Annotated in this window: 18 protein-coding genes; 7 read left to right on the plus strand and 11 right to left on the minus strand. The window is 66.7% G+C overall.

Annotated elements, in window-relative coordinates; translation table 11 throughout:
* Positions 1 to 66: 66 nt before the first annotated feature.
* Genes AC5P57_RS00285 through AC5P57_RS00300 form a run of 4 tightly spaced genes read left to right on the plus strand, consistent with a single transcriptional unit; the run spans position 67 to position 4264 of the window.
* Positions 67 to 1107 (plus strand): SPOR domain-containing protein, encoded by a 1041-nt coding sequence (locus AC5P57_RS00285; protein WP_099551276.1) that lies wholly within the window; start codon positions 67 to 69, stop codon positions 1105 to 1107.
* Between the two features lie 46 nt (positions 1108 to 1153).
* Positions 1154 to 1933, plus strand: coding sequence for a CvpA family protein (locus tag AC5P57_RS00290; protein ID WP_099551275.1), 780 nt, complete (start codon positions 1154 to 1156; stop codon positions 1931 to 1933).
* 30 nt (positions 1934 to 1963) lie between these two features.
* On the plus strand, positions 1964 to 3430 hold the full coding sequence (gene purF, locus AC5P57_RS00295) for an amidophosphoribosyltransferase (protein WP_005408246.1): 1467 nt from the start codon (positions 1964 to 1966) through the stop codon (positions 3428 to 3430).
* Between the two features lie 9 nt (positions 3431 to 3439).
* On the plus strand, positions 3440 to 4264 hold the full coding sequence (locus tag AC5P57_RS00300; RefSeq protein WP_099551274.1) for a ferritin-like domain-containing protein: 825 nt from the start codon (positions 3440 to 3442) through the stop codon (positions 4262 to 4264).
* A 67-nt stretch (positions 4265 to 4331) separates the two neighbouring features.
* Here AC5P57_RS00300 and AC5P57_RS00305 read toward each other — a convergent pair whose 3' ends face one another.
* Positions 4332 to 5789: a T6SS phospholipase effector Tle1-like catalytic domain-containing protein gene (locus tag AC5P57_RS00305; protein ID WP_099551273.1), complete on the minus strand. Its 1458-nt coding sequence runs from the start codon at positions 5787 to 5789 to the stop codon at positions 4332 to 4334.
* Positions 5790 to 6014: 225 nt separating this feature from the next.
* Here AC5P57_RS00305 and AC5P57_RS00310 point away from each other — a divergent pair, with 225 nt between their 5' ends.
* On the plus strand, positions 6015 to 7268 hold the full coding sequence (locus tag AC5P57_RS00310; protein WP_099551272.1) for a zinc-dependent metalloprotease: 1254 nt from the start codon (positions 6015 to 6017) through the stop codon (positions 7266 to 7268).
* 49 nt (positions 7269 to 7317) lie between these two features.
* Here the strand turns inward: AC5P57_RS00310 and lpxH are convergent, their stop codons facing one another.
* The 10 genes from lpxH to AC5P57_RS00360 all read right to left on the minus strand — a co-directional run bounded on the left by lpxH (position 7318) and on the right by AC5P57_RS00360 (position 24383).
* A complete protein-coding gene (gene lpxH, locus AC5P57_RS00315) occupies positions 7318 to 8064 on the minus strand; it encodes a UDP-2,3-diacylglucosamine diphosphatase (protein WP_099551271.1) in 747 nt (248 codons plus the stop codon).
* A 58-nt stretch (positions 8065 to 8122) separates the two neighbouring features.
* Positions 8123 to 8662 carry a phosphatase PAP2 family protein gene (locus tag AC5P57_RS00320; RefSeq protein ID WP_099551270.1) on the minus strand — a complete coding sequence of 180 codons (540 nt, stop codon included), beginning with the start codon at positions 8660 to 8662 and terminating at the stop codon, positions 8123 to 8125.
* Positions 8643 to 9788, minus strand: coding sequence for a glycosyltransferase family 4 protein (locus AC5P57_RS00325; protein ID WP_099551269.1), 1146 nt, complete (start codon positions 9786 to 9788; stop codon positions 8643 to 8645). Before AC5P57_RS00325 ends, AC5P57_RS00320 begins: the two co-directional genes overlap by 20 nt.
* A 142-nt stretch (positions 9789 to 9930) precedes the next feature.
* On the minus strand, positions 9931 to 12855 hold the full coding sequence (locus tag AC5P57_RS00330; RefSeq protein WP_262235961.1) for a TonB-dependent receptor domain-containing protein: 2925 nt from the start codon (positions 12853 to 12855) through the stop codon (positions 9931 to 9933).
* Positions 12856 to 13193: 338 nt separating this feature from the next.
* Positions 13194 to 16121 (minus strand): TonB-dependent receptor domain-containing protein, encoded by a 2928-nt coding sequence (locus AC5P57_RS00335; protein WP_099551267.1) that lies wholly within the window; start codon positions 16119 to 16121, stop codon positions 13194 to 13196.
* A 300-nt stretch (positions 16122 to 16421) separates the two neighbouring features.
* Positions 16422 to 17948 (minus strand): exopolyphosphatase, encoded by a 1527-nt coding sequence (gene ppx, locus AC5P57_RS00340; RefSeq protein WP_099551266.1) that lies wholly within the window; start codon positions 17946 to 17948, stop codon positions 16422 to 16424.
* A gap of 452 nt (positions 17949 to 18400) precedes the next feature.
* Entirely contained in the window at positions 18401 to 20488 is a 2088-nt protein-coding gene (ppk1, locus tag AC5P57_RS00345) for a polyphosphate kinase 1 (protein WP_099551265.1), read from the minus strand.
* 4 nt (positions 20489 to 20492) lie between these two features.
* Positions 20493 to 21824 carry a phosphate regulon sensor histidine kinase PhoR gene (phoR, locus tag AC5P57_RS00350; protein ID WP_087921666.1) on the minus strand — a complete coding sequence of 444 codons (1332 nt, stop codon included), beginning with the start codon at positions 21822 to 21824 and terminating at the stop codon, positions 20493 to 20495.
* A 106-nt stretch (positions 21825 to 21930) separates the two neighbouring features.
* Positions 21931 to 22620: a phosphate regulon transcriptional regulator PhoB gene (gene phoB, locus AC5P57_RS00355; RefSeq protein WP_005408258.1), complete on the minus strand. Its 690-nt coding sequence runs from the start codon at positions 22618 to 22620 to the stop codon at positions 21931 to 21933.
* A gap of 116 nt (positions 22621 to 22736) precedes the next feature.
* On the minus strand, positions 22737 to 24383 hold the full coding sequence (locus tag AC5P57_RS00360; protein WP_049431132.1) for a M48 family metalloprotease: 1647 nt from the start codon (positions 24381 to 24383) through the stop codon (positions 22737 to 22739).
* Positions 24384 to 24525: 142 nt separating this feature from the next.
* Here AC5P57_RS00360 and grxC point away from each other — a divergent pair, with 142 nt between their 5' ends.
* Positions 24526 to 24816 (plus strand): glutaredoxin 3, encoded by a 291-nt coding sequence (gene grxC / locus AC5P57_RS00365; protein ID WP_004154541.1) that lies wholly within the window; start codon positions 24526 to 24528, stop codon positions 24814 to 24816.
* Positions 24813 to 25205 carry a carboxymuconolactone decarboxylase family protein gene (locus AC5P57_RS00370; protein ID WP_053462275.1) on the plus strand — a complete coding sequence of 131 codons (393 nt, stop codon included), beginning with the start codon at positions 24813 to 24815 and terminating at the stop codon, positions 25203 to 25205. Before grxC ends, AC5P57_RS00370 begins: the two co-directional genes overlap by 4 nt.
* Positions 25206 to 25401: the final 196 nt, after the last annotated feature.

Genomic DNA, 25401 nt, shown 5'->3' on the forward strand with positions numbered 1-25401 from the left:
CGCCGACGCCGTCCGGTCCGGCACCCGTATAATCGATGGCAATCTCCGGACAGTTGCCTGCCTCACGTGGATACGCCTCTGAAACAGCGTCTGATTGGTGCCATCGTGCTGGTGGCACTGGCCGTGATTTTCCTGCCGATGCTGGTCAAGGGACCTGCACCGGACAGCGGCGTCGCCAATGTGCCGATCGCCGCGCCGGATGCACCGGCCGATGGCCAGTTCGAAACCCGTGAACTGCCGCTGGTGGCCCCTGCGGGCGGCGCCACGGGGCTGCAGACCGGCCAGGCCAAGCCGCTTGCGGATGCCGCGGCACCTGCCACACCGCCGACCGTCGACACCTCGCCGGCGGTTGCCGCCGGCAACTATGCGGTCACCTTCGGTGCCTACGGCAGCAAGGCCGATGCCGACGCAGTGATCGCCTACCTGAAGCGCTCGCAGCTGCCGGGCTTCGCTGAAACGGCCACCATCAATGGCCGTCAGGCATGGCGCGTGCGCGTGGGGCCGTACGCCGACCGCGCACAGGCCGAGGCCGCCCGCCTGCAGGCGGTGAAGATCCGTGCCGATGTGAAGGCTGAAGTGATCACCCTGGATGCCGCAGCGGCCAGCAGCGCCCCGGTGGCCGCCACCCCGGCAGCGGCCACGCCAAGCGCCAGCACCCCGTCCGCAGCCACCGCGCCGTCGGCCGGTAGCAACCCGGTGCGCAGCGAAAGCCTGCCGCCGAGTACGCCGACCGCAACGACCGCTCCGGCTGCCAAGCCCGAGCCGCCGAAGCCGGCGCCGAAGCCCGAAACCCCGAAGCCGGAGCCGAAGCCGGATGCCGCCAGCAAGCCGGCAACGGCCCCGACCACGCCAGCAGCACCGGCGGCCAGCGGCGTCGGCTTTGCCGTGCAGCTGGGCGCGTTCGGCCAGGCCAACGATGCCAACGCCCTGCGCGACAAGGTGCGCGCCGCTGGTTTCAGCGCCTTTGTCGAGCAGGTGCGCACTGAAAAGGGCACTCTGCATCGCGTCCGCGTCGGGCCGGTGGCCAACCGCGCCGATGCCGAGCAGCTGAAGGCCCAGGTCGCCGCCAAGGTCGGCGTGGCCGGCATGGTGCGACCGCACCCATGACCCACGCGCAGCCCCGTTGCCAGCGCCGCCGAAGGAGCGGGGCGCCATGATCGACGTGGTGCTGCTGATCGTGATCGCCGCCTCGGCCTTGCTGGGGATGCTGCGCGGCTTCGTGGGAATCGTCATCGGCACCCTGTCGTGGCTGCTGGCCGCGTGGGCGGCCTTCGCCTTCGGCAATGATGCTGCCCATTGGTGGGCTGCCCCGGCGGCCCCCGGTGGCGAACACTTCGTCGGTGGCTACCTGGGGGTGGGCATCGGCGTGATGATCGTGGTCGCCGTGGTCGGCATGGTCATCAAGGCCTTGGTCCACCGCAGCATGCTGACCAGCCTGGACCGCCTGCTGGGTGGCGTGCTGGGCGTGGTCCGTGGCGGCCTGATCGCCGCGATCCTGCTGCTGCTGGGCAGTTTCACCCCGCTGACTGCCGAGCCTTCCTGGCAGCGTTCGGCGGTGCGCCCACTGCTGAACCCCACCGTTGCCTGGATGAACAGCAAGCTGCCGCACTGGGAGGTTCCCGGGGCCGATCTGCTGCCCAAGGCCTTGCCGACCGACGCGCTGTCCCCATCTGCATTGATGGAGTTGGGCAAGAACGCAGGCGCCGGGTTGGGAAAGCCGGGCGCGGCAGGCGATAATGGCATCCTCAACCAGGTAGTGGCAGGCAGCGGATGGCTGCGGCCTGCGAAAGCGGAACAGGGCGATTCCTACGATCCGGCCGAAGTGCGTCCGGACGCCCCAGCACTGCCGGACAGTATCGAGCCGGGCGATCCGGCCAATGTCGACCGCAGGCGCGGCGACCACCGCGGCCAGGCACGGCCACCTTCCTTGTAACTGGGCACAGCCCAGCGGAGACCTCGCACCATGTGTGGCATCGTCGGAATCGTCGGCAACCAGAACGTCGCCGGGCAGTTGTATGACGGCTTGACCGTCCTCCAGCACCGTGGCCAGGACGCGGCGGGCATCGCCACCGCCAATGGCAGCCGCCTGCGCGTGCAGAAGGCCACCGGCCTGGTCCGCGATGTGTTCGATGCCCGCACCATGTCCACCCTGGAAGGCAGCGTCGGCATCGCTCATGTGCGTTACCCGACCGCCGGTTCGGAAGGCATGGACGAGGCGCAGCCGTTCTACGTCAATTCGCCGTACGGCATCGCGCTGGCCCACAACGGCAATCTGATCAACACCGAAGCGCTGCGCCAGCAGGTGTTCGAGCAGGACCGCCGCAACGTCAACACCGATTCGGACAGCGAAGTGCTGCTGAACGTGTTCGCCTACGAACTGGAACAGCAGCGCCAGCTCAGCCCGGAAGCGGCCATCCGTGCCGTGGCCGGCGTGCACCGCCGCTGCAAGGGCGGCTACGCGGTGGTCAGCGTGGTGCTGGGCCTGGGCCTGGTTGCCTTCCGCGACCCGCATGGCATCCGTCCGCTGGTGCTGGGCAAGCGCAGCCATGCCGAGGGCGACGAGTACATCGTGGCCTCCGAATCGGCCGCGCTGGACGTGCTGGGCTTCCAGCGCGTGCGCGACGTGCAGCCGGGCGAAGCACTGGTGATCACCGCGCGTGGCGAGCTGTTCTCGGAGATCTGCGCCGAGCCGGCCGAGCACACCCCGTGCATCTTCGAGTACGTGTACTTCGCGCGCCCGGATTCGATGATCGACAACGTCTCGGTGCACAAGGCGCGCATGCGCATGGGCATCAAGCTGGGCGAGAAGATCCTGCGCCTGCGCCCGGATCACGACATCGACACCATCATCCCGATCCCGGACACCTCGCGCGATGCCGCGCTGGAGATCTCCAACGTGCTCGGCGTGAAGTACCGCGAAGGCTTCATCAAGAACCGCTACATCGGCCGCACCTTCATCATGCCGGGGCAGGGCGAACGCGTGAAGTCGGTGCGCCGCAAGCTCAACCCGATCCACCTGGAGTTCCGCAACCGTGTGGTGCTGCTGGTGGACGACTCGATCGTGCGTGGCACCACCAGCCAGCAGATCGTGCAGATGGCCCGTGACGCGGGCGCGCGCAAGGTCTACCTGGCCAGCGCGGCGCCGCCGGTGCGCTACCCGAACATCTACGGCATCGACATGCCGGCGGCCGAGGAACTGGTCGCGCACAACCGCACCGTGGAAGAGATCGAAGCCCACCTGGGCTGCGACTGGCTGATCTACCAGGATCTGGAAGACATGGAAGCGGCGGTGAGCGAGGGCAACCCGGCGCTGCGCAACTTCGATTCGTCGTGCTTCAACGGCCACTACCCGACCGGTATCGAGCCGGGCTACTTCGAGCGCATCCAGCAGCTGCGTTCGGACGATGCCAAGCACAAGCGCCGCGCCTGAGGTCCAAGCGTGGTTGACGTGCCCGACGTTGGAGGCGACCTGCTGCGCGCGGCGCAGCAGTGCCTGGCTGAAGCCGACCCGCTGCGCAAGGTTGCGCTGACCCAGGCCTACGCTGCTGCGTTCCGCGCCGGCCGCCTGAAGGTCGCGGCCGATGTGCCGCCGCCGGAGCCGATCTGCATGCCGGGCCGTCCGGCGCAGCTGGTGCTGGTGCATCCGCGCGAAGTACCCCGGCGCGGGCTGGGGGGCGTGGCAGGGCGTGCTGCCTTCATCCACGCCATCGCGCACATCGAACTCAACGCGATCGACCTGGCCTGGGATGCGGTGTACCGCTTCCGTGGCCTGCCGCCGGCGTTCCATGCCGACTGGGTCAGCTGTGCCGACGACGAATCGCGGCACTTCATGCTGCTGCGCGAGCGCCTGCAGGCACACGGCCACGATTACGCCGATTTCCCCGCGCACAACGGCCTGTGGGAAATGTGCGAAAAGACCGCGCACGATGGCCTGGCACGCATGGCACTGGTGCCGCGCGTGCTGGAAGCGCGCGGCCTGGACGTCACCCCGGGCATGATCGAGAAGCTGCGCAACGTCGGTGATGGCGAGACCGCCGATGTGCTGGAAGTGATCCTGCGCGAGGAAGTGGCACATGTGGCTGCCGGTTCGCGCTGGTACCGCTGGTACTGCGACCGCGCCGGCGTCGAGCCGCGCGCACGTTTCAAGGAACTGCTGGTGGAGTACGCCGGCGGCTACCTGCACGGGCCGTTCAACATGGAAGCGCGCCTGCTGGCCGGTTTCGATGCGGATGAGCTCGCCAACCTGGTCGAGCAGGCCGGTTGAAGAAAAGGGGACGGAGGGGATTAAGTCGTTTGTGGCACAAACCACTTGATCCCCTCCGTCCCCTTTTTCAGGCGTTTGGCAACACCACGCGCTTGCCATCCACCGTCGGCCGGTTGATGTAGAACAAGCCGGGACCCGGCCGGTACGGCAGTTCGCTGACGCCGGCATCGGCGGCGTAGGTCAGTGCGGTGTCGCCCAACGCATCGAAATTCCAGTGTGCCGACTGCATCAGGTAGCGCCGCCGCAGCAATGCTTCCTGGGTCTGGGTCAATGCCTGTCCGTCCACCAGCCGCCGCGCGATCGGCTGCAGGGCCGACGGCAGCTCCCAGCCGGGAACTTCGGCGGCATTGGCGGTCCATTGCACGCCGGCCTCGATGGCCTGCTGCTGCATCACCTGCAGTGCGATCAGCTGGTAGCGCCAGTCGATGCGTCTGCGCAGTACCACTGCGGCGGTCACGTACAGCACCGGTGACAGCAGCACGCTGCGGCTGCCGGCACGACGCTGCTGCTGCCACTGGTGCCAGACATCCACCCAGATCTCTTTTTCCCCAACGCCCAGCTGCTGCCGCCAGCGCTCGGCATCGGCCTGTGTTTCAGCGTAGACCGTGGTCGCCTGCAGCAGGGCCAGCGGTGGCGTCTGGTAGTCAGCCACTGCTGGCCGACGCAGCTGTTGCCGGCGTGGACGACTGAGCAGCTTTGGGCCTTCCTCCAGCTGGTTGTAACCACCACCGATGTTGGCGTGTACGCCGGGCAGGGCGATCTCGGTGAACGGCGGTGCCACGCTGGTCAGCGGATAGTGCTGGCGATGTTCATCGCGTGCAGTGAGCTGCACGACGCGACCGGCGATGCCGCTGTGCAGGGCCAGCTGCGGCTGCTCATCGGCGCGGCCGCCATTGACTGCGACCACGGTGTCGAACAGTCCGATGAAGCGCAGCACCGGTGTGGCGGGGGCGAAGTTCGCGGTACAGGACAGGCCGGCGCCCTGCAGTAGCTGGCGCCAGCGCGCGCTGTTCCAGCCCTGCAACTGGTGGGCGATGTCACGTGCGGCAGCAGCACCGCGTGAATAACCGAACAGGTCCAGCTGCACACCCTGCAGCGGTCGCTGCCAGCGTGCGGACAGCTCGGCCAGTGCCGCCGGCAGCAGCACCTGCAGCGCGCGCTGGACCTTCGCACGAACGCCGCTGGCACCGATGCCGAAGGCCAGCCCGATCAGATCGTCGTCGGCATCATCGCGGGTACCCACGCCTTCGATATAGATCGACAGCGAGGGCGCGGCCACCGCATTACGGCGACTGTCCGGATACAGCTGCTGCAGGCGCGCGATGTTGGTCAGGCCGTTGTCGTAGCTGCTGGTCAGCCGGCTCTGGTAGGTCGAATCATCATCCGCGCGCAGCTGCGCCGGCCGCGGCTGCGGGACCTGCGGGCGACCGCGCGCCAGGTTGTGCGCGTTGTTGCGGGTGCCGTCGAAGAACAGGCCGATCCGCAGCAAGCCGACATCTTCGTCCGTGTCCTGCGATGGTGCCATGTGCATGTCCCGTCGTGGCTACGTCACGGTAGCGCGAAAGCGATGTGTTGGCGAAGTGTAGTGACGCTTTTGACCTTACTTAACGCAGATGCGGTCGATCACAGTTCCTGATTTTCATTCCCATCTTCTATTGAATTCACACGACCCGCGCAGGCCATATGGCCAAACCCGGCAAACCCGGGCGTGCTGCATCAACGCTGTTCACATCATTCAAGGAGCGACGCAATGTTGTCCAGATCGATTGGCAAAGCGGCAGGTGGCCTCGTGTTGGGTTTGTCGGTGGCGGCTGCCGCGCATGCGGCACCGTTGTTCGAACCGGTAACGGTCATCAGCCGGGCATCGGCCAACAGTGAGCCTGCCCTGGGCAAGCTGCTGGCCACCCCGTCCACGGCGACGGTGCAGGAAGTACGTGTCGACGCGACGGCTACGGCGCAGCCGCAGCTCGAATTCGAACTGCTCGGCAAGCAGGTGCAGGCGGTACGCAGCAAGGTCGAGGCACTGCCCGATGGTGGCAGCATCTGGTACGGCCAGTTCCGCTCACCTTCGGACAAGCTGACCGCCGCCACGTCCAATGGCCAGGACGATCCGGGCAATTCGCTGATCCTGGTGCGTTCGGGCAACACCCTCACCGGTTCAATCCGCAAGGACGGCAAGCTCTATCGCCTGCGTCCACTGGGTAACCGCCACGTGCTGGTCGAGGTCGATGAATCGCGGATGCCGGCCGATCATCCGGCCGACTACAACCAGCTGCCGAAGATCCCGATGGCCGACAACGACCACATCGGCATCGCGCAGGCCTCGTCGGGATCGCCGGCGACCATCCGCGTGCTGGTGGTGGCGACCAATGCGGCGGTCACTGCCTATGGCGGCAACATGCAGTCGCTGGTGCAGCTGGCGGTGGCCGAGTCCAACCAGGGCTACGTCAACAGCAACGTCGGCATCACCCTGCAGCTGGCCGGTTACGAGACCACCAACTACACCGAGTCCGGCAATTTCACCACCGACCTGACCCGTTTCCGCAACACCAGCGACGGCTACATGGACAGCATCCACACCAGCCGCAACAACACCGCGGCCGATGTCGGTGTCCTGCTGATCAACAACACGAGCTACTGCGGGTTGGCCTCGGGCATCGGCTCGACGGCATCGACGGCCTTCGCGGCGGTGTACTGGGACTGCGCGACCGGCTACTACTCCTTCGCGCATGAGATCGGCCATCTGCAGAGTGCGCGGCACGATATCGCCAGTGATCCCAGCACGTCGCCCTATGCCTATGGGCACGGCTATCGCTACGAGCCGTCCTCTGGTTCGCGCTGGCGCACGATCATGGCCTATGACTGCTCGGCCGGCTGCCCGCGCCTGAACTACTGGTCCAACCCGAACATCAGCTACAACGGCATCCCGATGGGCAATGCCAGTACCGCCGACAACCAGCGCGTACTGGTCAATACCAAGGCCACCATCGCGGCCTTCCGCTGAGTGCTGCGCCCGCGGCCGCCTTGCGCGGTCGCGGGTGTTGCCGCCGTGCTCAGGCGCGCGCGAGCGTATCCAGCGACCAGCCGCTGGCATCCACGCGCAGCACCGAACCCTGCTCGTACCAGTCACCCAGCACGATGCGGGTGCAGGCGCGACCACCGGCCTGCAGCGAGTGGATCGCCGGACGGTGGGTGTGGCCATGGATCATGGTGTCCACGCCATGGCGCACGAAGGTGGCATCGACTTCGGACGGAGCCACGTCGGTGACGGTCTCGAACTGCGCACGATCACCCTGCTTCATTTCCGACTGGCGGGCCTGGCTGGCTTCACGCGCCTTCTGCGCGAATGCGATGCGCGCGGCCAGCGGCTGTGACAGGAACTGTGCCTGGAACACCGGGTCACGGGTCTGTGCACGGAACTGCTGGTAAGGAATGTCATCAGTGCACAGCAGGTCACCGTGCTGCAGCAGTACGGGGCGACCGTACAGCTCGATCACGCACGGGTCGGGCAGGATGCGCAGGCCGGCGCGGCGCGCGTAGTCCTCGCCAAGCAGGAAGTCACGGTTGCCGCGGATGAAATACACCGGCACGCCGCTGTCGGAGAGCACCTTCAGCGCGTCGGCCACCGCATCGGCGGCGGGCGAGGGCGTGTCGTCGCCGATCCAGGCTTCGAACAGGTCGCCGAGGATGTACAGCGCATCGGCGCCGGGCGCCTGTTCGCGCAGGAAGCGCAGGAACAGGTCGGTGATCTCCGGACGGCTGGGGTCCAGGTGCAGGTCGGAAATGAACAGCGTGGTCATGCGGTCATTCTAGGGCATCAACGATGTCGGTAGCGCCGCCGGCATCTGACCCCAGGGGCTACACCGGCAACGGCAACCAGGCCAGGCTGGCCGAGGCCAGTCCGATGGCGATGCCGGTGGCGGCAAGCACATCGGACGGATAGTGCAGGCCCAGCACCACCCGCGACAGCGCCACGCCGACGGTGAACGGCACCAGCAGGGGCGCCAGCCACGGGTAGTAGGCCAGCGCCACGATGGTGAACGACACCGCGTGCAGTGTATGCCCGGAGGGGAAGCTGAACTCGTCCAGCGGTGCCACCCAGGCGCGGATGCGCAGGTCGGCAGCATACGGGCGCGGGCGCCGGGTCCAGCGCTTGAGGCCCTTGTACAGCAACAACGCGGCCAGGCCGGTGGCGGCCATGTGCACGGACGCGCGCAGGCCGTCGAAGCCATCAAGCAGCACCAGGGCGCCCATCAGCACATACCAGAACACGCCATCACCGAGCCGGCTGATGACCGCGAACAGGCGGCGCACGCGGCGGCGGCGGCAGTAGTGGTTGGCCCGCCGGCACAGGCGTGCTTCGCGGTCGGCCAGCAGTTCAAGCCGCGTTGTGCGCATGGCCGGTCCTCCGCGACTGGGCCAGTTCGGCCAGCAGGGCGTCGAATTCCGCCACCACCTGCTGCGGATGCAGGCGCTTCATCGCGCGTGCGGCGTTGCCGCCCAGCACGTGGCGCTGCGCGTCATCGGCGGCCAGCTGCACGGCTGCTTCGATGAACTGCTCATCGTTGTCCACTGCGGCGCCATTCTCGCCATTGCGCAGGTACTCGCGCGCAGCGCCGTAGTCGAAGGCCACCGTTGCCACGCCGCTGGCCATGCTTTCAAGGGTCACGTTGCCGAAGGTCTCGCTGCGGCTGGGGAACAGGAACAGATCGCCGCTGGCGAAATGACGCGCGAGGGCTTCGCCGCGCTGGATGCCACAGAAGATGAAGTCGGGATTTTCATGCGCCAGCTTTTCGCGGGCCGGGCCATCACCCACCCACACAAAGCGCGCCTTGGGACGGATCTGCTGCAGCCGGCGGAAGGCCTTCACCGCCAGCCCGAGGTTCTTCTCTGCGGCGATGCGGCCGACGTAGATCGCCACCAGGCCGTTGCCGTCCACACCCCACTCTTCGCGCAGGGCAGGGTCTCGACGGTTCGGATCGAACTGCTGGCTGTCGACCGCGCGTGCCAGCAGGCGCACGCGTTCGAAGCCCTGCTCGCCGAGGAACTGCTGCAGTTCGCGGGTGGGTACCAGGGTTGCATCGGCCTGGTTGTGGAAGCGGCGCATCCAGCGCATCGCGGCGGCCTGCAGCCAGGCCACGCCGTAGTCGGGCAGGTACTCGTCGAAGCGGGTGTGGAAGCCACTGGCCACCGGGATGCCGAGGCGCCGTGCGGTGCGCACCGCCGACCAGCCCAGCGGGCCTTCGGTGGCGACATAGACGGCATCCGGGCGCTGCTGCTGCCAGTGGCGACCGAGCCGGATCGGTGCCGGCATGCCGAAGCGCAGGCCGGGGTAGCGCGGCAGGGCGGCACCAGGAACCAACAGGGTGCCCGGTGCGGAGTCCAGCGCTTCGTTGGCCTGGCGGGGCCGGATCAGGTCGATTTCATGGCCGGAGTTGCGCAGTCCCTGCTCCAGCCCCTGTACGGTGAGGGCAACGCCGTTCACTTCCGGCGGATAGGTCTCGGTGACGATGGCATAGCGCATGGCGGGCCTCCGGGTTTCCGGCATGCTCGGGCCTGGCGATGTAGCCGATGTGACCGCTTTGCGACCGGCAGATGACGCGGTCGGAAGCCTACGCCACCACGGCCCCGAAGGGCCGTGGTGGGCACCGTGCGTGGTGCGTGGATCAGAAGCGCTGCTGGTATTTCATGTAGATGAAACGGCCGATGTCGAAGCCACCGTAGTAGGAGAAGTTGGAACTCGGCTGGCTGTACATGGCCGGACCCTGGCGGCCGAACACGTTGTTGGCGCCGATCGAAACGGTGGCGTCCCACGGCAGGCTGTAGCGCGCCTGCACGTCATGGAAGGTGACCGATCCACGACGGTTGTAGTCACGCGTACCGCTGAACCACGGCGCACGCTGGCCAGGATGGGAACATTCGTTCGGATAGTCCTCGGCACCCAGGCAGCGTTCCTTGACCGCTGAGAAGTAACGCAGGCCCCAGGTCAGGCCGAGATTGCCACGCTCCCAGCCCAGCGATGCGTTGGAGCGCACGCGGAAGCCGATGCCGCCGTTGGTGGCGATGCCATTGCTGGGGATGGCCGGTACGCCGGCTTCGTTGGTGGTCTTCTCTTCGGCGTTGACCACGTAGGTGGTCTTCCAGTCGGCACTCAGCTTGCCCCAGCTGGTTTCGACCTTGTGGCCGATCTCCAGGTCATAGCCTTCTGCCTGGCGGAAGCCACTGTTGCGGTTGCCGAAGTTGAGTTTGTTGACGATGCCCAGCTCCGGATTGCGGGTGAAGCTGCTGCAGCGCTCGGCAATACCCAGCTCGTAGCAGTCGCGGAGGATGTCATTGGGATGGTCGGAAACGATGGTGTTGTCGATGCGGATCTTCCACCAGTCCAGTGCGATGTGAAGTCCTTCGGCGAACGTCGGGCTCCAGACCAGGCCCAGGGTGCGGCTGGTCGAGGTTTCCGGCTGCAGGTCCGGGTTGGAGCCGTTGGTGAAGGGCACGGGCGTCTGTCCACTGCTGCCGGTGATGGGTTCATTGCCCTGGCCGAGCTGGCGGTAGGCGTCGGCATTGGCGATGTCGGCGGCGCAGCGGGCGCGAACCTCGGCACTGCTTGCGGCTGCGCCATGGACCGTATCGCAGGGATCACGGAAGCCGGTGGTGAACGTCTCCGAGGCGCCGCCGTACAGGTTGGCGATGGTCGGCGCACGGAAGCCCTGGGCCCAGGTACCGCGGACCAGCAGCTGATCGATCGGCTTCCAGGTGAAGCCGAACTTGCTGTTGAGGGTTCCGCCGAAGGTGGAGTAGTCCGAGTACCGCGTCGCCGCGCTGAAGGTCAGTTCGCGGGCACCGGCGAGGTCGCGCAGCACCGGCACGCTCAGTTCCAGGTAGGCCTCGTCGACGCGGTAGCCGCCACCGGTGGGCCCTGCCGCCAGGTTGGTGGTGGCACCGGCCTGCGCCAGCGCATCAGGGATGAAGCGGCCGTCCTCGCGGCGGCTCTCGGCACCCACGGCGAAGCCCAGCTCACCGGCGGGCAGGCTGGCAAGGCTGCCGCTGAGGTTGGCGAACAGGTTGCGGGTGGTGGTGCGGCCGCGGGTGAGTTCTTCCGGGAACAGCCAGTCCTGCAGTTCCGGGTTGCCGGTCAGGCCATAGGGGTCGTCCTGGCCATACGGAACCAGCGGGTTCCAGGGTTTGCAGCCCGCGATAGGCGCATCCGGCGTTCCGCATTCGACCTTGCCGGTTGCCGGGTCGTAGAACGAAGGACCGGTGGCATCGGCCACGCGCTGCTTGTGCAGGTTGCCGGTGGTGCGTTGGGTCAGCTCACTGCGGTTGTACTGGTAACCCGCTTCCCAGTCGAAGTCGCGACCGCCGAATTCGAAGCTGCCCTCGAATGCCGCCACGCCCTGCCAGGTGGTCAGTTCGCTGGTGCTGACGCGCGGAATTTCCCAGGCACGACGGTTCCAGTGCACATCGCTGGGCGTGTCATAGCCGTGATGGTTGCCGAACGGATTGAACCAGCTGTCGGCCGACATCGGGGTGATTTCGGCTGGGCCGGACTGGAAGGGGTAGCCGGCGACCTGCCGGGTGGTGGTGCGCCGGTTCCAGGCCAGCTGGGTGTTGAAACGGATCTGGTCGTTCAGATCCGCGCGTGCGTCGACGAAGATCGAATCGCGCTTGATCGGCGTCTGCAGATGCATCTGCTCGTTGCTGTTGCTGACATCGCCGGTGAACGGTGTGTTGTCGCTGAGGTGGAAGCTGTCCGGCCCACCTGGCTGGCTGCCACGGTCGAGCGAGTAGCTGCAGCCCCGGCTGTTGTTGCAACCGGGGCCCTTGAAGCCGGTGATGCGACCCCACTGGCCGACCGTGGTCCAGCCCTCATCCGCATGGCGATCCGTATAGGTGTAGGCACTGAAGCCACGATCCTTCGCCCAGACGCCCTTTTCTTCGACATGCTCGGCAGCAATGCTGATGGAAGCACGGTCATTGGACCAGCCGGCAACCACGTCGTACTGGGTACGGGCACCGTCGCCTTCGCTGAACTGACCATGGTAAACGTTGGCGGTTACGCCCTGGACGTTGCGCCGGGTGATGATGTTCACCACGCCGGCCATCGCGTCGGACCCGTAGATGGCCGAGGCACCGTCCTTGAGCACTTCCATGCGTTCCACCGCAGCGGCAGGAATGCTGGAGATATCCTGGAAGCCAGACGTGGTCATGCCCAGCCGCTTGCCATTGACCAGCACCAGGGTGCGCTGCGCACCGAGGCCACGCATGTTCACGTAGCTGCCGCCGGCGGCTTCGCCGGCGCTCAATGGGCTGGCGCGGCTCAATGCCGGACTGCCGGTCGCGGTCAGGTTCTGCAGGATGTCGGCAACGGAGTTGAAGCCCTGTCGCTCGATGTCGGCGCGGCTGACGGTCAGCACCGGCTGCGCGGTTTCCAGGTCGACCTGGCGGATGCGTGAGCCGGTGATTTCGATGCGGTCCAGCGTGGTGGCTTCCGGTGCCTGCTGGGCGAGTGCGGGAGCGGCCAGGGTTGTGGTCGCCGTGATCGCAAGTGCGCGACGGATCGCCAGCCCCAGTGCGGGAATACGGATGGTCATGGGTCTCTCTCTCTCAGTCTTCGAAGTCTTCGGTGCGCGGCCAAGCGGGCTGCGCCAACGCCACCGCGGGCGGTGGTTGTTCGAACCTAGTGAAGGAGGAGAGGGAGAGGTATGGGGAAAGGACGAAATCGCCATGGAACGGCATGACGCTTCCGCACAAACCGGAAGTGAATCAATCGATTGATGTGATCGACGTGGGAGCGATGGACGAAGCCCCCTCGCCGCGACTCTGGATCGAATGCGTCATGGCAATTGCAGGCAGCGACAACCTGCGTGGAAACAGAAAAAACCACGGCCCCGAAGGGCCGTGGTCGTGGAGCTTCAACAGCGCGGATGGATCAGAAGCGCTGGGTGTACTTCATGTAGATGAAACGACCAATGTCGTAACCGCCGTAGTACGAGAAGACCGAGCGCGGCTTGGTGTACATGACCGGGCCCTGCTTGTCGAACACGTTGTTGGCGCCCACCGAAACGGTGGCATCCCACGGCAGGTTGTAGCGGAACTGCAGATCGTGGAAGGTCACTGCGCCACGCTCGTTGTAGTTGCGCGCACCCTTGTACCACGGCGCGATCACGCCCGGATCGGAGCACTCATCGGCGTACTTGGTCGGGTTGACGCACTGTTCCTTGACGCTGGAGTAGTAGCGCGCGGTCCAGCTCACGCCGAAGTTCTCCAGGTCCCAACCGACGGTCAGGTTCGAACGCACGCGGAAGCCGATGCCCGAGTTGGTGACGATGCCGTTGCTGACGGTCGGCACGATCGAGCTGTCGTTGGACGAGCGGGAGATGTCCTTGGCCACGTAGGTGGTCGACCAGGAGGTGCTCAGCTTGCCGTAGTCGGTCTCCAGGCGGTACGACAGGTCCATGTCGTAGCCTTCGACTTCGGCGAAGCCGGCATTGCGGCCACCGAACCTCAGGCCGGTGACGATGCCGTTGGACGGATTGCGGGTGAAGCGCGCGCAACGATCGGCCAGGCCCTGCTCGTAGCAGTCGATCAGGATCTGGTTCGGGCTGTCGTCGACGATGGTGTCGTCGATGCGGATCTTCCACCAGTCCAGCGAGACATTGAGGTTGCTGACGAACGTCGGGCTCCAGACCACGCCCAGGGTGCGGCTGGTCGAGGTTTCCGGCTTCAGGTTCGGGTTCGAGCCACCGATGAACGGCGTCGGCGTAGCGGCGACCGAACCTTCGGTCGGCTTGTTGCTGCTGTCCAGCTGGCGGAAGTTGGCGACATCGGCGATGTCCTTCGCGCAGCGTGCGCGGACTTCGGCGCTGCTCTTGGCCGAACCGTACTTGCTGTCGCACGGGTCAGAGAAGTTGGCGAAGGTCTCCGAACCACCACCGTACAGGTCGGAGATGGTCGGGGCACGGAAGCCCTGTGCCCAGGTACCACGCACCAGCAGCTGGTCGATCGGCTTCCACTTGAAGCCGAACTTGCTGTTGAGGGTGTTGCCGAAGGTGTTGTAGTCCGAGAAGCGGGTCGCGGCGTTGAGGCTCAGCTCACGGGCACCCGGCAGGTCGGCCAGCACCGGCACGTTCAACTCCAGGTAGGCTTCCTTCACCTTGTACGAGCCACCGGTCGGGCCAGCGGCCAGGTTGGTGGTGGCACCGGTCTGGGCCAGTGCATCCGGCACGAACTTGCCGGTTTCCTCGCGGTTTTCCACGCCGAAGGCAAAGCCCAGGTCACCGGCAGGCAGGGTGAACAGGCTGCCGCTGATGGTGGCGAAGGCGTTCTTGGAGGTGGTGCGGCCAGTCGCGTTCTCGGCCGGGAACAGCCAGTCCTGCAGGGCCTGGTTGTTGGTCATGCCGTACGGGCTGTCCACACCGTAGGGAACCAGCGGATTCCACGGCAGGCAGCCGGCGATCGGCGCGCCGGGCTTGCCGCACTCGACCTTGCCGGTGGTGGCGTTGTAGTACGACGGACCGGTAGCGGCCTGCACGCGGCCCTTGTGCAGGTTGCCGGTGGTGTGCTGGCGCAGCTCGTTCTTGTTGTACTGGTAGCCCACTTCCCAGTCGAAGTAGCGCTCGCCGATCTCGAACGAGCCGTCGAACGCGGCCACGGCGCGGTAGGTCTTCAGTTCGCTGGTGCTGGTGCGCGGCAGCTCCCACAGGCGACGGTTCCACTTCACTGCGGTCGGCGTGGCATAGCCATGCTGGTTGCCGAACGGGTTGAAGTAGCTGTCGATCGACATCGGGTCGATCTTGGCGACGTCGACATCGAACGGATAGCCGGCGGTGACGCGGGTCGAGGAGCGCTTGTTGTAGCCCAGTTCGGCCTTGAAGCGCACGTTGTCGGTGATGTTGGCCTGGCCCGAGAAGTACAGCGAATCTCGCTTGATCGGATAGCTCAGGTGCATCTGATCATTGGTGTTGCTGACGTCACCGGTGAACGCGGTCGGATCGGTGAAGTGGTAGTTGGCCGGGTTGGTCGGGTCGCTGCCGCGGTTGAGTGCGTAGTTGCAGCCTTCCTTCGCATTGGTGCAGCCCGGGCCGCCCTTCACGCCATAGAACTGGCCCCACTGGCTGTTGGTGGTCCAGCCATCGGTCGGGTGGCGATCGGTGTTGCTGTAGCGGCTGAAGCCGCGGTCACGCGCCCACACGGCCTTTTCTTCGGAGTGTTCGGCAGCGAACGTGGCCGAGAAGCGATCGTTGGACCAGCCGGCAACCACGTCGAAGCGGTCACGCGCGCCGTCGCCTTCGCCGTACTGGCCGTGGTAGACGTTGGCGGTGATGCCGCTGACGTTGGTGCGGGTGATGATGTTGATCACGCCGGCCATCGCGTCGGAGCCGTAGATGGCCGAGGCGCCGTCCTTCAGCACTTCGATGCGTTCCACTGCCGACACCGGCAGGGTCGACACGTCCTGGAAGCCGGAGGTGCTGATGCCCAGGCGCTTGCCGTTGACCAGCACCAGCGTGCGCTGGGTGCCGAGGTTGCGCATGTTGACGTAGGTACCACCGGCATCTTCACCGGCCGACAGCACGTTGGCGCGGCTGATGGTCGGGCTGCCCATCGCGGTGACGTTCTGCAGGATGTCCGACACCGAGCTGAAACCCTGGCGTTCGATGTCCAGGCGGGACAGGGCCAGCACCGGCTGGGCGGTTTCAACGTCAACCTGGCGGATGCGCGAACCGGTGATCTCGATGCGGTCCAGGGTGGTCGGTGCAGTGCTGCTGCTCTGGGCGAAGGCCGGCAGGGCAGCCAGCGTAGCGGTGGTCGCCAGGGCGTAACGGATGGCCTGGCCCAGCGCGGTGGTACGTGAAGTCATTAACGATCTCTCTCTCAGGTCGTGCGCGAGACGTCACTCCGGACGTCGATGAAGCCGGTCGTTAATCAGACCGACGACCGATAGTAGTCTCGTTGGTTAACATCCTGTAAAGAGAGCGTGTCGAAAGGTGTCGCTTCACTTCACGTGATTTCACGAAAAATGAACAAAAGCAGATGCTTATGCCATTTCGGCATAGCCAGCGTCGGGCTTCAACTGCTGCGATGCAGCAGGAATTGCGCGGAAAACGCGCAGAGGAGGCCTATGGCGACGCGTTGTGACGCGCCGCCCTGGCAGTAGGGATCAGGCCACGAACGGCCGGAACTGGATGCCCAGGCCAGCGAGGCCGTCGGTCTCACCGATCAGGTCGGCGCGCAGCAGCGGGCGGGCATCGATGAAGGTCTGCGGCACGATCAGTGACAGGCGGTTGTCGTCGGCGGTCAGTTCCAACGCCGGCAGCGGATCGTCCTCGTGGGCACGGTTGAGCAGTACCGCCAGGCGCAGCAGGGCAGCCAACCGGCGTGCGGTCGACAGCAGTCGCTCGGGCAGGGCGTCGAAGGCGGTCTTGGTCACACTGCGGCGATGGCTGCGTACCAGTGCGGCCAGCATCTGCTGCTCCTGGCGCGAGAAACCGGCGATGTCCGAGTGCTCCAGCACATAGCTGCCATGCACGTGATAGCCGCTGTGGGCGATCATCAGGCCCAGTTCGTGCAGGCGCGCGGCCCAGCCGAGCATGCGTGCGTCGTCGGCATCGAGCTTCCAGCGCTCCTGCACCTGCTCCAGCAGCGACAGCGCGGTGTCCTGCACGCGGTCGGCCTGTACCGTGTCGATGTCGTAGCGCTGGCTGAGCGCGGCCACCGATTCGTCACGCAGGTCGTTCTCACCGGCGCGGCCGACGATGTCGTACAGGATGCCTTCGCGCATCGCCGCCTTGCTGACCAGCAGTTTCTGCAGGCCCAGCGCCTGGAAGGCCGCTTCCAGCACCAGGATGCCGCCGGCGATGATCGGGCGGCGGTCGCTGGACAGGCCCGGCAGCTGGATGTCGTCGATCTTCTTGGCCTTCAGCAGTTCGTCGCGCAGCTGGGGCAGGGCCTCGGCGGTGATCGCGCCCTTGCTCAGCTTCATCGTCGCGCAGATCTCGCTGATTGCCTTGTGCGTGCCCGACGAGCCCAGTGCTTCCTGCCAGCCCAGCGCGCGGTACTTGCTGGCGAAGGGCTGGAACTCGCGGCCGATCTCCGCCAGCGCGTCCTTCCAGCGCTTCTTGCTCAGCTTGCCGCCGGGGAAGAAGCGCCGGGTGCTGGCAATGCAGCCGGCCTGCAGGCTCTCGCGCTCCAGGGTCTGCATGCCCATGCCGATGATGAATTCGGTGGAGCCACCGCCAATGTCGATCACCAGCCGGCGCTGGCCGGGCTTGGGCGGTTGCGCATGGGCCACGCCCAGGTAGATCAGGCGCGCTTCTTCGCGTCCGCTGACCACTTCGATGGCGTGCCCCAGCGCGGTTTCGGCAGGGACCAGGAACGACTGCGGCGAGCGCAGCTGGCGTACGGTGTTGGTGGCCAATGCGCGTACCCGGTGCGGCGGCACGTTGCGGATGCGCTGGCCGAAACGGGCCAGGCATTCCAGCGCACGCTGCCGTGCAGCGGCAGAGAGGCCACCTTTGCCATCCAGGCCGTCGGCCATGCGCACCGTCTCGCGGAGGCGGTCGATCACCCGCAGCTGGCCGAGCGTGTAGCGCGCGATGACCATGTGGAAACTATTGGAGCCAAGGTCGATGGCGGCCAGCAGGTCGCCATCCTGCAATGCGGGCGGAGTCGTGGTGGTGTGCGGCATGGACGAATGTTAGCCGAAGGGGCGGTGTGCTCGTCACCGCGTGGCCTTCACATTTTGGAAGAGGGGAGTGCGGCAGGGCTGCGCCCTGCACCTGCCGAATCAACGTCAACGTCAAAAGCGGGGTATCCGTGGGATGGCGGGGTGGGTCCGGTTGCGGGGGACGCCGTGAACCCCGCTCCGCGGTCCTGCCCAGCCGCTGGCGGCTGTGCGTTCGGGCGCTTGCGAAGCAATGCTCCGCAAGCAAAGCGCCCTCACCCTTGGGGGCTTGGCCGCGGCATCCATGCCGCGGACACCCCCGCAACCGGACCCACCCCGCCTTCGACAGTTCCCTGCGATCTGCCGGGACGGCGTGCTGTGCGGCTGTTGGTGGGTGTCGACCTTGGTCGACACGGTAGATCCACGCCATGCGTGGATGAGTCCAAACGCGCCGACCTTGGTCGACACGTACCGGATCAGAGGCCCTGCATCAATGCCATCTGCGCAGAATGCGGTGCTTCGTCGTGGGCCGGTGCACGCTTGTGGTAGATGCCGTCGGCATCCAGTTCCCAGGCGTTGAGGTTGTCGTCAAGGTAGTTCTGCAGCACTTCGCGGTACACCCGCTTGGCCAGCTCCGGGTCGAGGATCGGGAAGCAGGTCTCGACCCGGCGCAGCAGGTTGCGTTCCAGCCAGTCGGCACTGGCGCAGTACATCTCCGGTGCGCCGTCGTTGCCGAACCAGTAGACGCGGCTGTGCTCCAGGAAGCGGCCGACGATCGAGCGCACGCGGATGTTGTCCGAGATGCCCGGCACGCCCGGGCGCAGAGTGCAGGCGCCGCGGATGATCAGGTCGATCTGCACGCCGGCCTGCGAGGCGGCGTACAGCGCGCGTACCACCTGCGGTTCGTTCAACGCGTTCATCTTGGCGATGATCCGCGCCGGGCGGCCGGCGGCGGCGATGCGCGTTTCGCGCTCGATGCGGCCGAGGATGCCGGTGTGCAGGGTAAAGGGCGACTGCAGCAGGCGCTTGAGCTTCATCTTCGAGGCCAGCCCGGACAGCTGCTGGAACAGCAGGTGCACGTCGTTGCCGATGTCCGCATCGGCGGTGATCAGGCTGATGTCGGTGTATGCGCGGGCGGTACCGCTGTGGTAGTTGCCGGTGCCCAGGTGCACGTAGCGGCGCAGCTTGCGGCCCTCGCGGCGCACGATCAGCAGCATCTTGGCGTGGGTCTTGTAGCCGACCACGCCGTACACCACCTGCACGCCGGCTTCCTGCAGGCGATCGGCCAGGCCCAGGTTGGCCTCCTCGTCGAAGCGCGCGCGCAGCTCGACCACCACGGTCACGTCCTTGCCGTTGCGTGCAGCCTGGATCAGCGCGTCGACGATCAGCGAATCCTTGCCGGTGCGGTACAGGGTCTGCTTGATCGCCAGCACATTGGGGTCGGTCGCCGCCTGCCGGATCAGGTCCAGCACTGCGGTGAATGCATCGAACGGGTGGTGCAGCAGCAGGTCCTGGCGCGCGACCGTCTCGAAGATGCCGTCGCTGTCGCGCAGCGTGCGCGGGGTCATCGGCGGGTACTTCAGGTCCGGCTGCGCGATCAGGTCGTACAGCTGGATGATGCGGTTGAGGTTGACCGGGCCGTCGATGCGGTACACCGCGTTCTCGGTCAGGCCGAAGTTCTGCAGCAGGGTGCGCACGATGTCGCGTGGCATGTCCTGTGCGATTTCCAGCCGCACCGCCGGCCGGTAGCCGCGGTCGACCAGTTCGTCGCGCAATGCCAGCGCCAGGTTCTCCACTTCTTCCTCGTCCACCACCAGCTCGGAGTTGCGGGTAACGCGGAACTGGTAGGCCCCCTGGACTTCCATGCCCGGGAACAGCTCATCGACGAAGGTGGACAGCACCGACGACAGGAACACGAAGTTCTGCGATCCGCCGAGCTTCTCCGGCAGCTGGATGATGCGTGGCAGCGAGCGCGGCGCACGCACGATGGCCAGGTGGCCGGCACGGCCGAACGCGTCGGTGCCCTTCAGCACCACCACGATGTTCAGCGACTTGTTGAGGATCTTCGGGAACGGATGCACCGGGTCCAGGCCCAGCGGCGACAGCACCGGCATGATCTCGTTGCGGAAGTACGCGCGCAGCCAGCGCTTCTGGCGGTGGGTCCACGAATGCCGGCCGAGTACGCCAATGCCGGCCTCCATCAGTGCCGGGCGCAGCGTCTCGTTCCAGCAGCGGTACTGCTGGTCCACCAGTTCGGCGGCACGGTCGTGGATGGCGTTGAGGATGGCCTGCGGGCTCATTCCGTCCGGTGCCGGCGGCAGGCCGAACTCCTGCGCGTGGCGTACGGCCGCGGCGCGGATTTCGAAGAACTCGTCGAGGTTGGTACAGGAGATGCACATGAAGCGCAGGCGCTCCAGCAGCGGCACCTGCGGGTCCATCGCCTGGGCCAGCACGCGGAAGTTGAAATCCAGCTGCGACAGCTCGCGGTTGATGTAGAGCGCCGGGTCGCGCAACGGATCGTTGTCCGGGCTCACGGGGAGGGGGAGGGATCCGAGGCTGCTCATGGCGTCATTCTTCGATGGAAGTCAGGGGGGCGGACTCGCGCGGGCGCACGTGGTCGGCATCGAAATGGCAGGAAAACACCGAGCCCTTGCCAACCTCGCTTTCAATCTCCAGCCGCGCGTGGTGCAGGCCGAGGATGTGCTTGACGATGGACAGGCCCAGGCCGGTACCGCCGCTTTCGCGGGAACGGCTGCTGGAGACACGGTAGAAACGTTCGGTCAGCCGCGGCAGGTGGGTGGCCGGGATGCCGTAACCGGAATCGCGCACCGCCAGCACCGCGCCGTCGCCTTCGCGGCGGAATTCCACCGCGATGCGGCCACCGGCCGGGGTATAGCGCACCGCGTTGGTCACCAGGTTGGAGAAGGCGCTGTGCAGCTCCTTGGTGGAACCCTGCAGGTCGACGCCGGCCAGATCGTCGATGCTGATCTGGTGGCGGCCCTGGCTGTGCGCCTCGGCCTCGCGGCGCAGCGTGGCCAGCATCGGTTGCATGGCCACGGTTTCTTCCTCGCTGTGTTCCTGCGATTCGAGGCGCGACAGGGTCAGCAGGTCTTCCACCAGCTGGGCCATGCGTTGGCTCTGCTTGCGCATCTCTTCCAGCATCGGACCGGTGCCCGGGAAATCCTCCGGGTCCATCATGTCCAGGTAGCCGTGCACCACGGTGAGCGGCGTGCGCAGTTCGTGTGAAACGTTGGCGACGAAGTCGCGGCGCACCTGTTCCAGGCGCAGCAGCTTGCTGACGTCGCGGGCGATCAGCAGCCAGTAGTCCGACGAATAGGGAATCAGGCGCAGGTTCAGGCGGATCGCCGGATCGACCGGCGAGGGCACATCCAGGATCGGCTCGGCATTACGTCCACCGGCCAGCCAGTGTGCCAGCGGCATCGGCTGCAGGCGTTCGACCAGGGCTTCGCCGAGGTCCCCCGGATGATGCAGGCCGAGCAGGGCGGTGGCCGCTTCGTTGAACCACTGCACACGCTGGCTGTTGCGGTCCAGTACCACCACGGCATCGGGCAACGCGGCGGCGGCGGCGCGGTAGCTGCGCAGCATGTCGAGCAGGCGGCGCTTGCGAACGCGCATTTCCACCTGGTTGCGGTACAGCAGGCGGTCCAGCTCGTTCCAGACGCCGGTGCCTTCCTCCGCGGTGTCCCAGCGCTGGCGCGCGGTCAGCCGGCGCAGCACGCTGCGCAGCCGCCAGTAATGCCAGGCCAGGGTGGCCAGCGCGCCCAGTGCGATGCACAACCACAGGTGACCCGTGAACCACCCCACCAGTCCGGAGAACAGCAGTACCGCGGCAACGGTGGCCAGGGTCTTCAACCAGGCAGAGCGGATGTGGCGGGGCATTGCGATCTCGTCGTTGAGGTGCGGCGGTTCACTGGGGTGAACCGAGGGTTATAGCAGAGTTGCCGGTGCCGGCACCCGCGGGTGCGCGGCGCCGGCACGACGAGACTCAGGTGGCGGTGGAGAAGCGGTAGCCGGCGCCGCGCACGGTCTGCACCATGTTCTCGGCGTTGAACGGTTCCAGCGTCTTGCGCAGGCGGCGGATGTGCACGTCGATGGTGCGCTCCTCCACGTACACGCTGCCGCCCCACACATGGTCCAGCAGCTGGGCGCGGGTGTAGACGCGCTCGGGGTGGGTCATGAAGAAGTGCAGCAGGCGGTATTCGGTCGGGCCGATCGGCACCGGCTGGTCGTTGGCGAACACGCGATGGGCGGCGCCGTCGATGCGGATCGGGCCGACCGCCACGCTGCCGTCCTCGTCGTCCTCGCGGGCGCGGCGCATGACCGCACGGATGCGGGCCAGCAGTTCGCGCGCCGAGAACGGCTTGACCACGTAGTCGTCGACACCGGCTTCCAGGCCACCGACACGGTCGTTCTCTTCACCGCGGGCGGTCAGCATGATGATCGGTACTTCGCGGGTCAGCGTTTCCTTGCGCCAGCGGCGGGCCAGATCCAGGCCGCTGGTGCCGGGCAGCATCCAGTCCAGCAGGATCAGGTCGGGAACGCGGTCGGCGATCGCGGTCTGGGCCTCACGGGCATCGCCGGCGTGGACCGGTTCGTAATCGCCCTTGCGCAGGGCGAAGGCGACCATTTCACGGATCGCGGGCTCGTCATCGACGATCAGGATGCGTTTCTGCACGAGGACACCGTAGGGCTCGGTTACTGGAGTGGTGCCAGTAGACTACGGTTTGATGACATGTTTGTGACTACCTGGCCGGAACCGGCCGGGATTGCCATCGACCGGTCATGCAGCACTCAGCGGCGGTCGAGGTCCGGGTCCTGCACGCCCTGGCGGCGCAGCTCCAGCACGGTGGGGGTGATCGCCTCGATGCGTGCGTCCACCCGTGCCCGGCCCACGTAGTCCAGCGCCGGGTTGCGCTTGAGCGCCTGCAGCTGCATCAGCGACTGCTCCGGGCGGCCGCTGAGGAAGGCGGCCTCGGCATAGGCCTCGCTGGCGCGCACGCTGTCACCGGCCAGCTCGCTGGCGCGGGCGTATCGCTGCTGGAAGACCGGATCGTTACCACTTTGCGACAGCAGGGGCCGCAGCATGGCCTGCGCGCGCTGGCCCGCCTCTCGGGTGCCCTGTTCGTTCAGGATCTCGGCGTAGGTCAGGGCCACGGGCCGGCTGTTGGGGTGCTCGCGCAGCAGCTGCTCGAAACGGGTGTTGGCCTGCGCGCCCAGCCCGGCACGCGATTCGGCCTCGCCCAGGCCCAGTGCCAGCCACAGGTTGTCCGGGCGGGTCTGCAGCAGGCTGGCCAGGGTCTGCCGGGCCTGCGTGGCACCGCTGCGGCCGCCGCGCATGACAGCCAGCGCCTGGCCGTAGCGCTGGGCGTCGTTGAGGCCGTCCTTCTGCCGCTTGGCCATGTCCGCGTATTCGCGCTCCAGCTCGGCGGTGGAATCGGCGCTCAGCACCCGCAGGCGTTCCCGTGCCCACTCGAAGTCGCCGCTGGCGCCACGGGCCAGCTGGCCGACCGGAATGCGCAGCACGCTGCTGGGCAGCAAGGGGTTGTTTCCGCGCAGCAGCGGCTCGGCCAGCCCTGGATCGGCCGGATTCACCCGCTCCTTGCGTTCGCCGCTGGGGGTGCTGGTGGTCAGCAGCACCGTGTCCTTCTTCATCTGCTCGGCGCGGGCCTTGGCCTCGCTGATACGGGTGATGTTGACCGGGTGGGTGCGCAGGAACTCGGGCACGCTGTAGCCGCCCTCGTTGCCGCGCATCGCCGCCGACATGCGCTCGAAGAAGCCGGCCATCGCGTCCACGTCATAGCCGCTGCGCGACAGGGTGCGAATGCCGAGGCGGTCGGCCTCCGATTCGTTGGAGCGGGTGTAGTTGATCTGCCGCTGCTGCATCAGGCCCATGCCCGAGCTGATCGCGGCCATGGTCGCGTTGCCCGAGGAGGTACTGTTGCTGGCCTGGGCAGCCACCACTGCAGCCAGCATGCCCAGCAGGATCGGAATCTGGTCGCGCTGGGCGCGCTCGACCCCGCGCAGCACGTGCTGCTGGGTGACATGGGCGATTTCGTGGGACAGCACCGCAGCCACCTCATCCTCGCGTTCGGCGGTCAGCACCAGGCCGGCATTGACCCCGATGTAGCCGCCAAGGGTCGCGAAGGCGTTGATCTGGCGGTCCTTCATCACGAAGAAGGTGTAGGGCTGGCGCGGCTGGTCGCTGTTGGAGCCAAGCCGGGTGCCCATGGTCTGCAGCCAATCGTTCACCAGCGGGTCGTCCAGCAGGTAGCCGTAGTTGCGCAGCTCGCGCAGCATCATCGCGCCGTACTCGGCCTGGCGCGCCGGGGTCAGCAGCTCGCCGGCCGAGGAGCCGATGTCGGGCAGCTTCTCCTGGGCCTGGGCCAGCGGCATGGCCAGGGCCAGGGTGACGGCGGTAGTCAGCAGCAGGGCTCGCAAGCAGAAGGTCCTCGGGCAGGGCGCGCCAAGCGTGGCAGGGCAGGGGGCAACCATTCGTTAATCCACAGTGTTGCGGCGGTGGCGTGGAAATTCCAGCGCGCCGGTACCATATGTAGACCGTCGATCCATCGTGGAGTTTCCCGTGACAGCCCAGACCGCCGGCGGTGCCCCCGCCATCACCATCTATTCCACCGCCGTCTGCCCGTACTGCGTGGCCGCCAAGAACTTCCTCAAGAGCAAGGGCCAGCAGTGGACCGAGGTCCGCATCGACCTGGACCCGGCCGAGCGCGAGAAGATGATGGCGCTGACCCGCCGCACCAGTGTGCCGCAGATCTTCGTCGGCGACGTCCATGTTGGCGGCTACGACGACATGATGGCCCTGCACCGTGAAGGCAAGCTTGAGCCGCTGCTGGCCGGGCAGGGCCAGGCATGAGCACGGCCGACGACGGCAGCAAGGACCGCATCGCCGAGTTCACCGAGTTCCGCAAGCGCATGAACGAGCGCATCCTGGGCGAGCCGAACCAGGTGGTGCGGCGCTTCTTCGCGCTGGATACGCAGACCTACCAGGCCGGCGCGCTGGACGTGAAGACCAAGGAACTGCTGGGCCTGGTGGCCTCGATGGTGCTGCGCTGCGACGACTGCATCAGCTACCACGTGGCCCAGTGCAAGGACGCCGGGGTGACCCGTGAGGAGTTCTTCGAGACCTTCTCGGTCGGCCTGGTGGTCGGCGGCTCGATCGTGATCCCGCACCTGCGCCGCGCGGTCGACTTCCTCGACCAGCTTGAAGGCGGCGCGGCCGCCCCGGCAGCGCACGAGCACTGAGGTAGCGCCGGGCCATGCCCGGCGGATACCTGAACAAACGGCCGCTGGGCATGGCCCGGCGCTACCGGACGCGCGCAGGGGCCTTTACCGCTATCTCTCAGCCCAGGAGCCCCTTCTTGTTGAAGGGGCGCGCCGACAGGCGGGGGTAGAGGAGGAATGCGCGGGCAATTATGTCTTGGCCGGGGCCGGGACCATC

This window comes from Stenotrophomonas sp. YJH_SMC_79 (assembly GCF_059367995.1).